General features: G+C 61.8%; 12 protein-coding genes and 1 rRNA gene. 10 read left to right on the forward strand and 3 right to left on the reverse strand.

Annotated features, from left to right (window positions below; genetic code table 11):
- Nucleotides 1-184: 184 nt before the first annotated feature.
- From ACP7DE_RS26190 to ACP7DE_RS26225, 8 genes are read left to right on the forward strand one after another with little or no spacing between them, the layout of a single operon-like run.
- Nucleotides 185-1,996: a methyl-accepting chemotaxis protein gene (locus tag ACP7DE_RS26190; RefSeq protein WP_426074837.1), complete on the forward strand. Its 1,812-nt coding sequence runs from the start codon at nt 185-187 to the stop codon at nt 1,994-1,996.
- Between the two features lie 4 nt (nt 1,997-2,000).
- Complete coding sequence (locus ACP7DE_RS26195; protein WP_426074838.1) at nt 2,001-2,456, forward strand: chemotaxis protein CheW; 456 nt, start codon at nt 2,001-2,003, stop codon at nt 2,454-2,456.
- A complete protein-coding gene (locus ACP7DE_RS26200) occupies nt 2,453-3,703 on the forward strand; it encodes a CheR family methyltransferase (protein ID WP_426074839.1) in 1,251 nt (416 codons plus the stop codon). Before ACP7DE_RS26195 ends, ACP7DE_RS26200 begins: the two co-directional genes overlap by 4 nt.
- Nucleotides 3,704-3,712: 9 nt before the next feature.
- A complete protein-coding gene (locus ACP7DE_RS26205) occupies nt 3,713-4,399 on the forward strand; it encodes a chemotaxis protein CheW (protein ID WP_426074840.1) in 687 nt (228 codons plus the stop codon).
- On the forward strand, nt 4,396-6,711 hold the full coding sequence (locus ACP7DE_RS26210; RefSeq protein ID WP_426074841.1) for a hybrid sensor histidine kinase/response regulator: 2,316 nt from the start codon (nt 4,396-4,398) through the stop codon (nt 6,709-6,711). The genes ACP7DE_RS26205 and ACP7DE_RS26210 overlap by 4 nt, the downstream gene beginning before the upstream one ends.
- A gap of 10 nt (nt 6,712-6,721) precedes the next feature.
- Complete coding sequence (gene cheB / locus ACP7DE_RS26215; RefSeq protein ID WP_426074842.1) at nt 6,722-7,771, forward strand: chemotaxis-specific protein-glutamate methyltransferase CheB; 1,050 nt, start codon at nt 6,722-6,724, stop codon at nt 7,769-7,771.
- Between the two features lie 10 nt (nt 7,772-7,781).
- A complete protein-coding gene (locus ACP7DE_RS26220) occupies nt 7,782-8,807 on the forward strand; it encodes a diguanylate cyclase (protein ID WP_426074843.1) in 1,026 nt (341 codons plus the stop codon).
- A gap of 24 nt (nt 8,808-8,831) precedes the next feature.
- Nucleotides 8,832-9,146 (forward strand): pyrimidine/purine nucleoside phosphorylase, encoded by a 315-nt coding sequence (locus tag ACP7DE_RS26225; RefSeq protein ID WP_426074844.1) that lies wholly within the window; start codon nt 8,832-8,834, stop codon nt 9,144-9,146.
- On the opposite strand, the gene murB is transcribed toward ACP7DE_RS26225, so the two are convergent.
- Nucleotides 9,147-10,175, reverse strand: a complete 1,029-nt coding sequence (gene murB / locus ACP7DE_RS26230) for a UDP-N-acetylmuramate dehydrogenase (RefSeq protein ID WP_426074845.1) — start codon at nt 10,173-10,175, stop codon at nt 9,147-9,149.
- A 182-nt stretch (nt 10,176-10,357) separates the two neighbouring features.
- On the opposite strand from murB, the gene ACP7DE_RS26235 reads away from it, so the two are divergent.
- Together ACP7DE_RS26235 and ACP7DE_RS26240 are read left to right on the forward strand one after the other, a co-directional pair.
- Nucleotides 10,358-10,843 (forward strand): YajQ family cyclic di-GMP-binding protein, encoded by a 486-nt coding sequence (locus ACP7DE_RS26235; protein WP_426074846.1) that lies wholly within the window; start codon nt 10,358-10,360, stop codon nt 10,841-10,843.
- Nucleotides 10,844-11,026: 183 nt separating this feature from the next.
- Entirely contained in the window at nt 11,027-12,286 is a 1,260-nt protein-coding gene (locus ACP7DE_RS26240; protein WP_101480233.1) for a nitronate monooxygenase, read from the forward strand.
- Nucleotides 12,287-12,339: 53 nt separating this feature from the next.
- Here the strand turns inward: ACP7DE_RS26240 and ACP7DE_RS26245 are convergent, their stop codons facing one another.
- The gene (locus ACP7DE_RS26245) at nt 12,340-13,647 is read right to left on the reverse strand and encodes a leucine-rich repeat-containing protein kinase family protein (RefSeq protein ID WP_426074847.1); all 1,308 of its coding nucleotides are present in this window, start codon (nt 13,645-13,647) and stop codon (nt 12,340-12,342) included.
- A gap of 104 nt (nt 13,648-13,751) precedes the next feature.
- A 5S ribosomal RNA gene (rrf, locus tag ACP7DE_RS26250) occupies nt 13,752-13,838 on the reverse strand; the annotation flags it as partial.

The raw sequence follows: 13,838 nt of genomic DNA on the forward strand, positions 1-13,838 counted from the left end.
GTGACAGGGAGGCACTGCTTCCCGCTCCAGCCCAAGCCGCCCACGGGCGGCTTTTTTTACGTCTGAAACGCACAAGTCAGCGATTTACGCCCCTGCGCGCGCCCAGATCACCCCCATTTTGCTGTCGGCATGGCAAAATGCTACAGTGCAATTATGCTGACTTCCCCGCTTCCGGAGCCCTCCCATGTTCAAAGACCTGAGTATCAAGAATAAACTGTACCTGGGCTTCGGCTCCATCGTGGCCATCATCCTGATTCTGCTGGGCGTGGCCTACAACAGCTTTTCGCGCCTGTCGGAAGCCAATGCATGGGACCGGCATACCATGGAAGTACTGATCGAGATCGACAAGATTCACAATTCCATTCTGCAAATCCAGGTGGAAACGCGCGGTTACATCCTGACCGGCAACGAAGCGTCGCTGAACCCGGAAACGGACGAGATGGCGGTGATGACGCAGCATATGCAAAAAGCCATCAGCATGACGACCGATAACAAGCCGCAGTCGGAACGCTTCCGCAAGATCGACCAGTTGACCACCACCTGGGTCAAGGAATGGATCACCCCCCTGATAGAGAGGCGCCGCGCGCTGGGCAATGCGCCTGGGGCCACGGAATCGGTGGCGCGCACCATGCCGCCGACTGGCTACCCGGCCGTCAAGCAAGCCAACAAGATGCTCGATGATGCGGCCGCCGAAGAAACCCGTTTGTTGGCCGAACGCACGGCCACTTCGATAAAATTGCAGGAAATCATGCTGCTGACCCTGGCCCTGGGCGGCTTGCTGTGCGTGGTGCTTGCACTGGGCATTTCCTACCTGCTGGGCCGTTCCATCCTCGGCCCGCTGAACAACCTGACGGATGCCGTCGGGCGCATCGCTGGGGGCGAGCAAAGCGCGCGCGCCGCCATCCTCTCGCGCGACGAGCTGGGCAAGGTGACGGAAGAGTTCAACCGCATGGCGCAAACCATCCAGGACAACCAGGCCAGTGAACTGGCCGCCACGAATAGCCTGCGGGCCAAGGTCGATTCCTTGCTGGAAGTGGTGTCGAAAGCGGCCTCGGGCGACCTGACGGGCAAGGTCGGCATCACGGGCAGCGACGCCATCGGCCAGCTGGGCAATGGCCTGGCGAAGATGTTCGAAAACCTGCGCAGCCTGCTCAACAATGTGCAAAAGGCCGGCATCCAGGTGACGACGTCCGCCACGGAAATCGCCGCCTCGGCACGTCAGCAGGAAGCCACGGGCATCGAACAGGCGCAAACCAGCGTGGAAATTCTCAGCACCACCAAGGAAATCTCGGCCAACACGAGCCAGTTGCTGAAAACCATGGAAGACGCCACCGCCGTGGCCGACTACACGACGAATGCGACAGCCGAAGCGCAAAACAACCTCAAGCGCATGGATTCCACCATGCAGCACATGGTCTCGGCCACAGATTCCATCAACGCCAAGCTGGCCGCCCTGTCGGAAAAAGCCAGCAATATCAATAGCGTACTGATCACCATCACCAAGGTGGCCGACCAGACCAATATCCTCTCGCTGAACGCCGCCATCGAGGCGGAAAAAGCGGGCGAGGCAGGCCGCGGCTTTTCCGTGGTGGCCACGGAAATTCGCCGCCTGGCCGACCAGACCTCCGTCTCCACCTGGGATATCGAGCAAATGCTCAAGGAAATGCAGTCGGCCGTCTCGGCCAGCGTGATGGGCATGGACAAATTCTCGGAGGAAATTCGCCGCAGCGTGGGCGAAGTGCGGCAAGTGGCCGAGCAGTTGTCGTCCGTGATGGACCAGGTGCAAAAGCTCACGCCGCAATTTGACGCCGTGCTGCAAGGCATGCAGTCGCAAGCGATAGGCGCGTCGCAAATCTCCGACACCATGATGCAGCTCAACGACGCCACCCAGCAAACGGTGGAATCCTTGAAAGCCACCAGCGAGGCGGTGCACCAGCTGCAATATGCGGCGGGCGACCTGCAGTCGAGCGTCTCGACCTTCGCCGTGAACATCTGATGCCATGAAAGTGCTGCTTTTTCACATCGGACGCGACCGCTATGGACTGCCCCTGGCCGGCATCGTGCGCGTGCTGCCGCTGCTGGAACTGAAGCAGTTACCTCTCACGCCAGACTATGTGGCCGGCCTGATGGACTTGCACGGCACGCCCGTGCCCGTGATCGACCTGTCGCGCCTGGCCGGGCTGCCAGCCGCCGCCGCGCAGTTCGACACGCGCATCGTCATCGTCGACTACCGCACAGCCGGCGGCGCCACGCATGCACTGGGGCTGCTCGCCTCGCAGGTGCGCGGCATCGCCGACATCGACCTGCAGCAGCTTGAAGACAGCGGCGTGGCGACGGCGCCCTTCCTGGGCCAGGTGGCCAGCGACGCCGACGGCATCGTACAACTGGTCGAACTGCAACACCTGCTGACGCCCGACGTGCGCGCGCTGCTGTTTCAAGACGCGAGCGCAGCATGACGGCACAAGCTCTGCTGCGCCGCGCGACCGGCCTGTCCGTCTCCAAAGCCGTGGCCGAGCGGGCCGTCGGCCAACGCATGGAGCAGACTGGCTTTACCGATAGTGCAGCCTATCTGCAGGCGCTCACGGCGGCCGAAATGACGCAGCTGATCGAACTGGTGGTGGTGCCGGAATCGTGGCTGTTCCGCGACCCGCAGGCGTTCTACGCCACCGTCGAACTGGTGCAGGAACGCTGGGCGCGAGGGCGCGCCACGCGCATCTTGTCGATCCCGTGCGCGGGCGGCGAGGAACCGTATTCGATGGCCATGGCGCTACGCGACGGCGGTGTGCCGAAACAGGCGTTCAACATCGACGCGTATGACCTGAGCCCCGGCTGCATCGAGCGGGCGCAGGCCGGCATCTATGGCCGCAACGCCTTCCGCGCGCAGGACGTGGCCTTCCGCGAACGCTATTTCACGCACGTGGCCGACGACGCCTACCGCATCATCGACGCCTTGCGCGAACAGGTGACTTTCAGGCAGGGCAATTTGCTGCAGTTCGATACCGCCACCTTCAGCCGCCACTACGACGTCATCTTTTGCCGCAACCTGCTGATTTACTTCGACAAGCCGACCACGCGCGCTGCTATCGATAACCTGTCCGCCCTGCTGGCCGACGACGGCATGCTGCTGGCCGGCTATGCGGAAGTGCCCTCGTTCTGCCAGAACGGCTTTGCGACGCTGCAGTTCCGCCAGGCCTTTGCCCTGAAAAAGGAAACGGCGGCGCCGGCCGGCACCGTGCAAGTGGCACTGTTGCCGGCCTTGCGCACCTTGCGCAGCGTGCCGCCCGCGCCAAGGCGCACTGCCGCTCCAGCCACTCCCATTGCGCCGGCCACATTGCGCACGCGTCCCGTGTCCGTGCCAGCGCCACCGCCAGCGCCGGCCGCGCAAGCCGATTTGCTGGCCGAGGCGCGCCTGCTGGCCGACCGCGGCCAGTTGCGCGAAGCCGGTGAAAAATGCCACGCCCACCTGGCCCGCGTGCCCGAGGCGGCGGAAGCGTATTTCATGCTGGGCATCATCAATGAACTGGCCGGCAAGATGGACCTGGCCGACGATTACTGGCGCCGCTGCATCTACCTGCAGCCGGACCATTACGAGGCGCTGTGCCACCTCTCGCTGCTGGCCGAACGCAATGGCAACCACACGGCCGCCGCCACCCTGAAGGCGCGCGCGGCGCGCATCTACCAGCGCCGCCAGGCGTCCAACTAAGGGGTACGCATGACATCCATCATCGGCAGCGAGACCCCGGAATCGATCAACGACTGCTGGAACCATATCGGCGTGGTCGGCGACCAGAGCTGCCCCAAGCTGCCAGCCAACGTGCATTGCCGTAACTGCGACGTATATGCGGGCGCCGCCCAGCGCAACCTGCAGCGCCCCGTGGACGAACACTACCAGCGCGACTGGGCCAGCCACTTCCGCCAGATCGATGCGGGCGGCGAAGTGCGCGAAAGCTCGGCGCTGGTGTTTCGCATCGGCCGCGAATGGCTGGCGCTGCCCACGCGCGTGTTCGACTCCGTCGCGCCGCAGGCCAAGCCGCATGCGCTGCCGCACCGCAGTGGGCGCGGCCTGTCGGGCATCGTGAATATCGGCGGCAAGTTGTATCCATGCATGTCGCTGGCCAGTTTGCTGGGCATCGACGAACAGGGCGCGCCACCGGCCAGGGGTCGCCACACCTTTGCGCGTCTGCTGCTGATGCGCTGGGAAGAGCAAGCTTACGCCCTGCCCGTGGCCGACCTGCACGGCATCGTGCGCTATGCGTCGGGCAGCCTGCAAACGCCGGCGGCCACCATCAACAAAGGCCTGTCGCGCTATCTGTCGGGCGTCATCACCGAGGGCGACATGCGCATCGGCTGCCTCGACACGGCGCTGATCGGCTTTCAACTTGCGAGACTTTTACGATGAGCCAGGACCAGCACGGCGATCTGAGCGCCTTTTCCATGCTGGACCTGTTCCGCATGGAGGCGGACAGCCAGACCCAGATTCTCACCGATGGCTTGCTGGCCATGGAGCGCTATGCGGGCGACGCGGCCGCCGTCGAAGCGATGATGCGCGCGGCGCACTCGATCAAGGGCGCCGCCGCCATCGTCGGCCTGCAGGTGGTGGTGCAGTTGGCGCACGGCATGGAAGACAGCTTTGTCGCCGCACAGCATGGCCGCTTGAAACTCACGCCGGAGCGGGTCGACGTGCTGCTGTCGGGCGTCGACCTGATCGTGCAGCTGTCGCGCCTGGACGACGCGGGCGCCGAAGCGTGGCTGGCCGCGAATGCGGCGCAGATCGACCAGACCCTGAACGCCATCGCCGGCATCGCCGACCTGCCCGAACTGCCGGCCCTGCCCTCGCTGCCTTCGCCCGTGCCGACGCCGACGCCGCCAGCAACGCCCTTACCACCTACCCCCGCCGAACTGCAAGCGCGCGTGGCCAGCGGCCTGGCGGGCGAGGAAGTGGAGTCGGCGGCCGCGCCCGCGCCGCGTGCCGGCGCGCCAGCCAAGGCCCAGGCGCAGAATTTCGACAAACTGCTGTCGCTGGCCAGCGAGTCACGCATCAATGCGCACCAGATGCACCCGTTCATCGGCGCCCTGCAGCGCTTCAAGCGCAACCAGAGCAGCCTGTTTTCCGCCGTCGAACACCTGCACGAAGCCATTGCCCGCTCGGGCGACGCGGGCCTGATGGAAAAGTCGCTGCTGGCGCTGCAAAAGACGCAGCCCCTGAAGCAGTTCATGCTCGAACACATCGCCGACATCGAAACCTATGAACGACGCTTGCTGGCCGTCTCGCAGGGCATGGTCGACGAAGTGCGGGCGCTGCGCATGCGCCCTTTCCGCGACGGCATCCACGCGTTTCCCCGCATGGTGCGCGACCTGGCGCGCAGCCTGGGCAAGGAAGTACAGCTGGAAATCGACGGCGAAGACACCCTGGTCGACCGCGACATCCTGGCGAAGATCGAAAGCCCGCTGAACCACATGCTGAGGAACGCCATCGACCATGGCATGGAAGGCCCGTACGAGCGCATCGACGCGGGCAAGGAAGCGCTGGGCACGATACGCATGGAAGCGCGCCACCGCGCCGGCATGCTGAGCATCGAGATCAGCGACGACGGGCGCGGCGTCGACCTGGAAAAAATCCGCCAGTCCGTCATCGAGCGCAAGATGGCCAGCCCCGCCATGGCGGCCGCGCTGTCGCCGGGCGAGCTACTGGAATTTCTGTTCCTGCCCGCCTTCAGCCTGAAAGCCACGGCCAACCAGTTGTCCGGACGCGGCGTGGGCCTCGACATCGTGCACGAAACGATACGCCAGCAAAACGGTACGGTGCGCCTGGAGTCGGAGCCGGGCCGCGGTTTTCGCGCCCTGATCACCCTGCCGCTGACGCAGTCGATCGTGCGCGCGCTGGTGATCGACGTGCACGGCGAAGCCTACGCCATCCCCATCGTCAAGGTGGAAAGCGTGGTGCGCGTGCCGCAAGCGGCTATCCATACGCTGGAAAACAAGCAGTTCTTCGAACTCAAGGGCGAGCATCTGGGCCTGGTATCGGCGGTGCAGGTGCTGGAGCTGGGCGAAGCGGCCAACCAGGCCGAGGACTTGCCGGTGGTGGTGATCGGGCGCGGCAAGCAAAGCTATGCGCTAGTGGTCGACGCCATCCGCGGCGAGCAAAGCCTGGCCGTGCAGGCCATCGATCCGATTTTCGGCAAGATGCGCGACATTTCCGCCGCCGCCCTGCTAGATGATGGCGAGCCGGTGCTGATCCTCGACGTGCCCGATTTGCTGCTCTCGATCGACAAGCTGTTGCACGAAGGCGGCCTGCACCAGCTGGCGCAGGCCGGCCACACTGAGCGCCGCAAGGCCAAGCGCATCCTCGTCGTCGACGATTCGCTGACGGTGCGCGAAATGGAGCGCAAGCTGCTGCTGGCGCGCGGTTTCGACGTCGACGTGGCCATCGACGGCATCGACGGCTGGAACGTGGTGCGCAGCGGCGAGTACGACCTGGTAATTACCGACGTGGACATGCCACGCATGGATGGCATCGAACTGGTGTCGCTGATCAAGAAGGACCTGCACCTGCACAAGCTGCCGGTGATGATCGTGTCGTACAAGGACCGCCCGGAAGACCGCGCGCGCGGCCTGTCCGCCGGCGCCGACTATTATCTGACCAAAGGCAGCTTCCACGACGAGACCTTGCTCGACGCGGTGGCGGACCTGATAGGAGATGCCCGCTTATGAGTCGTAGTTCATGAAAATTGCCATTGCCAACGATGTCGCCATGGCCGCCGAAGCCCTGCGCCGGGTGGTCGCCAGCACGCAGGAACACCAGGTGCTGTGGATTGCCCGCACGGGACTCGAAGCGGTGCGCATGTGCGAGGGCAACCGCCCCGACCTGATCCTGATGGATCTGAACATGCCGGAGATGGATGGCGTCGAGGCGACGCGCCTGATCATGGAGCAAAGCCCGTGCGCCATCCTGGTGGTCACGGGACGCCCGCAAGACAATGTCAACCAGGTCTTCCGCGCGCTGGGCGCCGGCGCGCTCGACGTCACGGCCACCCCCGTGCTGCAGGGGCAAGTGGGGGGCGACAGCGAGTTGCTGGCCAAGATCAAGACCATCGGCAAGCTGATACGCCACAGCGCCGAAACGCCGTCGCCGCGCCTGGTGCAAGCCAACGGCGAACGCAGCGACGGCCAGGTCACCACCCTGGTGGCCATCGGCGCCTCGACGGGCGGACCGTCGGCGGTAGCCAAGGTGCTGTCCGGCTGGAGCGCGCCGCCCGGCTGCGCCATCGTGGTGGTGCAGCATATCGATGAAACCTTTGCCTCGCATTTTGCCAAATGGCTGGACGATCAATTGGACATGCCGGTGCGCGTGATCGCCGAGGGCGACGAACTGGTGGCAGGCAGTGTGCTGGTCGCCAAGACTAATGATCACCTGCTGCTAGATCAAAATTATCGTTTGGGTTACGATGCAGCACCGCGCGACTATGTTTACCGTCCTTCGGTCGATGTCTTCTTTCATTGCGTGGCACAGCACTGGCGCGGCGATGCCATCGGCGTGTTGCTCACAGGCATGGGCCGCGATGGCGGCGACGGCTTGCTGGCCATGCGCCGCGCGGGCAAAACGACCATCGCGCAAGACCAGGCCAGCAGTGCCGTGTATGGCATGCCGCGCGCGGCGGCCGAACTCGAAGCGGCGCAGCAAATCTTGCCATTGGATAGAATAGGTGCCAGCCTGCGCAACCGCCTGGGCGCAAAACTCAACAATGGGTGGGAGTCCTCCCCTAACATCTGAAAAGAATGCAATGCCAGAATTTTCCTCCAGTTTCACCCTGCATGAGCCCGCATTGACCGAATTCAAGGTCAGCGTGCTGCTGGTGGACGACCAGTTGATCATTGCTGAGGCAATCCGGCGCATGCTGAGCGACCAGCAGGATATCGAGTTTCATTACGTGACCGACGCCACGCAAGCGCTGGACACGGCGCTGCGCTTGCAACCGACCGTCATCCTGCAAGACCTGGTGCTGCCGGGCATCGACGGCTTCGCGCTGATCCAGCTGTACCGCGAAAACGAGGCGCTGGCGCATGTGCCCGTCATAGTGCTGTCGGCCAAGGATGACCCGAAATTGAAGGCCCACAGCTTTACCGTCGGCGCTAACGATTATGTGGTGAAACTGCCGGACCGCCTGGAGTTGCTGGCGCGCATACGCTACCATTCGGCGGCCCACATCAGCCGTCTGCAACGCGACCAGGCATTTCGTTTCCTGCGCGAAAGCCAAAAAAATCTGGCCGACGCGAATATTGAATTGCAGAAATTGGCCGCCCTCGATGGCTTGACGGGCATCGCCAACCGCCGCCGCTTCGATGAAACCCTGCAATTCGAATGGCAGCGGGGCCAGCGCGACAAGGCGCCACTGAGCCTGCTATTTTGCGATATCGACCATTTTAAAAGCTATAACGATCACTTTGGCCACCTGGCGGGTGACCTGTGCCTCAAAAAAGTCGCCGCCGTGCTGACGGAACATTTGAAGCGCCCGGCCGACCTGGCGGCCCGCTATGGGGGCGAGGAATTCGCACTGATCCTGCCCGAAACGGAGGCCGCAGGGGCCTTGCTGATCGCCGAAGCGTGCCGGCGCCACTTGGAGGGCTTGCAGATCGAGAACCCGGCGGCAAACACGGGCATCGTCACCATCTCGATCGGCGTGGCCACCATCGTGCCCTCGCCGGACTCGACGGTTGAGCAACTGATCAACCGCGCCGACCAGGCCCTGTATGCGGCCAAGCGCGGCGGACGCAACAGCGTGCTGAGCGCTGATGACGTCGAGGACTGATTTTTAACTGAAGGAAAGTGAAGCATGAGCACACAACTGGACAATGTCAGCGTCGTCAAAAAATCGAATCTCTATTTTGACGGCAAGTGCGTCTCGCACAACGTCATCCTGGCCGATGGCACGAAGAAAAGCGTGGGCGTGATTTTCCCTTCATCCCTGCGCTTCAACACGGGCGCACCGGAAACGATGGAAATCGTCGGCGGCCTGTGCAAGGTACGCCTCGCCGACGCGACAGAATGGAGCAGCTACGGCGCGGGCCAGGAATTCAAGGTGCCGGGCAATAGCCATTTTGATATCGAAACAACTGAAACCGTGGATTACGTCTGTCATTTTGCCTGATTAAACGAACACAGGCTCGGGTGACAGGCGCACGCCATACTTCGCCTCTACATCATCTTGTATCGCTTCTGCCAGCCGGGTAATGTCCGCGCCACGAGCGCCGCCATTATTCACCAGAACCAGTGCCTGCTTGGGATACACTCCCGCGGGCCCCAGGTTTTTTCCCTTCCAGCCACACTGATCGATCAGCCAGCCGGCCGCCAGCTTTTCCGTGCCATCGGCTTGCGCATGGTGTACCAGCGTGGGGAAACGTTCCAGCAAGGCAAGACACTGCTCTCGTGACACCACGGGATTCTTGAAGAAACTACCCGCATTGCCGATCACGGCCGGGTCGGGCAATTTACGCCGGCGTATTGCCATCACCGTGTCAGCCACCTGTTGCGGCGTCGGCTCGACAAGATTGCGCTCGGCCACGGCCTGCGCCAGTTCCGCGTAACGCAAATTCGGCTGCCACTCGGCCGGCAAAGCAAACGTCACTTCCAGCACGATCAGCTCGCGTCCGTCTGCATGCTTGAAGATGCTGTCACGGTAAGCGAAACGGCAAGCATCACGATCCATGTCGAAGACGATGCCGCTGGCGCTATGCATGACGCTCACGCTATGCAGATAATCCTTGATTTCAACGCCATACGCACCAATATTCTGGATAGGCGCGGCGCCTACAGTACCGGGAATCAACGACAGGTTTTCCAGTCCGCCCACGCCTTGCGCCAGCGTCCACTGCACGAAGTCGTGCCAGTTTTCGCCGGCCGCGGCCGTGACGAGTATCGTTTCGAAATCCGCCTGCGCCAGGCGCATGCCGCGCGTGGCCATGTGCAGCACGGCGCCGGGAAAGTCGCCTGTAAGCACGATGTTGCTGCCGCCGCCCAGTATCAGGCGCGGCATGGCGGAGAGAAAGGGATCTTGCAGCGCGGCCTGCAATTCGGCTTGCGAAGTGATGCGTACGTAGGCGGCCGCGTTGGCCGTGATGCCGAAGGTATTCAGGCGCTGGAGGGAGTAATTGTGTTCGATGGTGAGCTCTGCAAACAAGGGATAACGATTATTTTGCTCGATTATAGAGTGAAACCGACAAAAAACCAGCGCAAGACAAGGGCAGGCCGTCCGTTGTCCGTTAAAATGTCGCATCTTTAACGAGGCTATGCCATTTTGCAAAGAATGCGCGCGCCCGGCGCGCTGCTAGCGCGCTCGCTCTAACACGAAAGGAACAGACCATGCCGTCATTTGATGTAGTCTCCGAAGCCGATATGATCGAAGTCAAGAATGCCGTCGAGCAATCCAACAAGGAAATCACGACACGTTTCGACTTCAAGGGCAGCGACGCCCGCGTCGAACACAAGGAAAACGAATTGACTGCGTTTGCGGATTCGGAATTCCAGCTCAGCCAGGTACGCGACGTACTGACCAACAAGTTGACCAAACGCAAGGTCGATGTGCGCTTCCTCGACGAAGGTGACATCAAGAAAATCGGCGGCGACAAGGTCAAGCAGATCATCAAGATCAAGAATGGCATCGAATCGGATGATGCCAAGAAAATCGTGCGTGTCATCAAGGACAGCAAGATGAAAGTACAAGCGAGCATCCAGGGCGAAGCCGTGCGCGTCACGGGCGCCAAACGCGACGACCTGCAAGCGGCCATGGTCATGCTGCGCAAGGACGTGCCCGACATGCCGCTGGAATTTAACAATTTCCGCGATTAATTTCGATGAAGCGTGCGATCCGGCACGCGCTTGCACCGGCATGGTGGCAAGCTGCCCCGGAGAGCCTGCCCGCTTGGGGTAGAATTGAAGCTGTGCACAGCTACATGTGCCCGCGCGCCTGACCGGCGGCGGGCTTGACCGTATATCTGGCTCAGTGATAACCACGGTAGTCTAAGGATAGCAATGAAACGTGTTGATGATTTCCGCCTGCGATTTGGCAAAAAAGAATATGTGCCCATCATGATAGGCGGAATGGGTGTGGATATTTCCACCTCGGAGCTGGCCCTGGAAGCGGCGCGGCTGAACGGTATCGGCCATATCTCCGATGCCATGGTGGAAGATGTGTCGGATCGTCGTTTCGACACCACCTTCGTCAAAGACAAGACGAAACTGTACAAGTTCAACATCAATAACAGCGACAAGGCCGTGGTGCAGTTCGACCTGGGCCGCCTGGCGGAAGCACAGCGCCTGCATATCGGCCGCACCATGGAAGCGAAAAAAGGCGATGGCTTGATTTTCGTCAATTGCATGGAAAAGCTGACCATGAACGGCCCCCGCGAAACCCTGCGCGTGCGCCTGAATGCGGCGCTGGACGCCGGCATCGACGGCATCACTCTGTCGGCCGGCTTGCACTTCGGCTCGTTTGCCTTGATGGCCGACCATCCGCGTTTCCGCGATGCCAAGCTGGGCATCATTGTCTCGTCCGTACGCGCCTTGCAGATTTTCCTGCGCAAGAACGCCAAGCTGGACCGCCTGCCCGACTTCATCATCGTCGAAGGTCCGCTGGCCGGCGGCCATCTGGGTTTCGGCATGGACTGGGCCAATTACGACCTGCACACGATCACGGCGGAACTGTTGGCCTATCTGAAAACGGAACAACTGGACATCCCGCTGATCGCCGCTGGCGGCATCTTCACGGGTAGCGATGCCGTCTCTTTCCTGGAAGCGGGCGCGGCTGGCGTGCAAGTGGCGACGCGCTTTACCGTCACCGAGGAATGTGGCTTGCCAAACAAGGTCAAGCAGGAGTACTACAAGGCATCGGAAGAAGACATCATCGTCAATGGCGTCTCGCCGACGGGCTATCCGATGCGCATGCTGAAGAACACGCCAGCCATCGGCGCCGGCATCCGTCCAGGCTGCGAATCGTATGGCTATCTGCTCGACGCGACGGGTAACTGCGCGTACATCAACTCGTACAACCGCGAAGTAGCTGCCCATCCGGAGCAAAAAACCGTCGTCGTGATGGACAAGACTTGCCTGTGCACCCACATGCGCAACTTCAACTGCTGGACCTGCGGCCATTACACGTATCGCCTGAAGGACACCACGCACAAGCTGGACAATGGCGAATACCAGATCCTGACGGCCGAACACGTCTTCAAAGACTACCAGTTCAGCGTCGACAACCAGATCGCCCTGCCGGAAAAAGAAGTCCAGGGCTGAATATTCTCAGCCTGAACTGAAAATGGCGCAGCCTGCGAAGGTTGCGCCATTTTTTATGCGTGGAGCATTTCCAGCAATACCCGCTCAATCACGTCGAACTTGGGCCGCCGCAACACCTCTTCTTGCAGGCAAGCTTGCTGCAAAGACTGCAAGACGGGCAAGGACGTTGCACCATGCGCGATCAGCTCGCCCAGCAGCACGCCAAAGGCGCGGGCCTCTATGCCCTGCAGCAAGTCTCCTTGCGGCGAGCCGGGCGCAAACATGGACGCCGCGCCAAAATCGCCCAGCAAGCAGGCGCCACCATCCGCATGCAGGATATTGTGGCCATACAAGTCACCATGTAGAATGCCACGCGCATGCAACTGGCACACGGCCGAGGCGATGCCATGGGCAATCGACAGCGCTTGCGGCGCGTCAAAGCGCGCGCCATCGGCATACACATCACGCGTGCATGAGGCCAGGCTCGGTGGCCCGGCCAGATTAGCGAAAGCAGCATCGATGAGCGGCATGACAAGACCAAGCGCGCCTTGCGGATGCCCGTCCAGGGTGCCCAGGATGGGAATCAGGCCCACGTGCGCACCCGCGCCGACACAGGCGGCCATTTCGCTGCGCGGCAAGCCGTCGCTGGTCATCGCCCCCTTGAACACTTTGACTGCGACATCATCGCGCCCATCCAGGCGGGCACGATATATCACGCCCGATGCACCCTCGCCCAGCTGCTGCGCCAATTCCAGGCGCTGCCATGCCACACCCGCCGCGCCGGCATCGGATAGAGCTGCCAGTTCGCGCACTTCCGTGAAGGGGTTGCCCGCGTACGCAAGCCAGCTCAGGCGCGGTAAAGACAGCAGGTAATCGGGCAGCGTCGTAAAACGGTTGGCGGCAATGCGCACCAGCTCCAGTTGACGGCAATCTGCCAGGGACGCGGGCAAGTGGCTCAGGCAATTGCCTGCCAGCATGAGTTTCTGCAGTTCACGGCACTTGCCGAGCTCATCGGGCAAGACTTCGATGGCATTGTCGGTCAGGGTCAGCCAGCGCAGCCTGGGCGGCAAGGCCGCGGCCGGCACCTGGCGTATCTGGTTCGCCTTGAAACCGATCATTTCCAGCGCATGACAGCAGCCAAGCACGGCCGGCAAGGTGGTGAACAAGTTATCGGAACAAAAAATGATGCGCAACTTGTGCAGGCGCGTCAAATCCTCGGGCAGGGAAGACAGCGCATTGCCGGACAAATCAAGGATTTCCAGGCTATCGGCCAGGTCGAAGATCTCGCGGGGGAAGTCGGTCAAGCCGCAGGACAGTGTCAGGCGGCGCACGCCGGCCAGTTGGCCAGCGCGTAATTGTTCTAGTGTATGCTCAGCAGACAAAATATCCCTTTCAAAAACCCGGTAATCGCTGGCATGGATAAAACCACCAGACGAAAAAAAACCCCACCATTACTGGCGGGGTTTTTCTCTACTACGAATAACAAGCCTGACGATAACCTACTTTCACACTGGTTGCAGCACTATCATCGGCGCAAAGTTGTTTCACGGTCCTGTTCGGGATGGGAAGGGGT

The sequence above is a fragment of the Janthinobacterium sp. DSP2-3-3 genome (assembly GCF_049897325.1).
Lineage (GTDB): Bacteria > Pseudomonadota > Gammaproteobacteria > Burkholderiales > Burkholderiaceae_D > Janthinobacterium.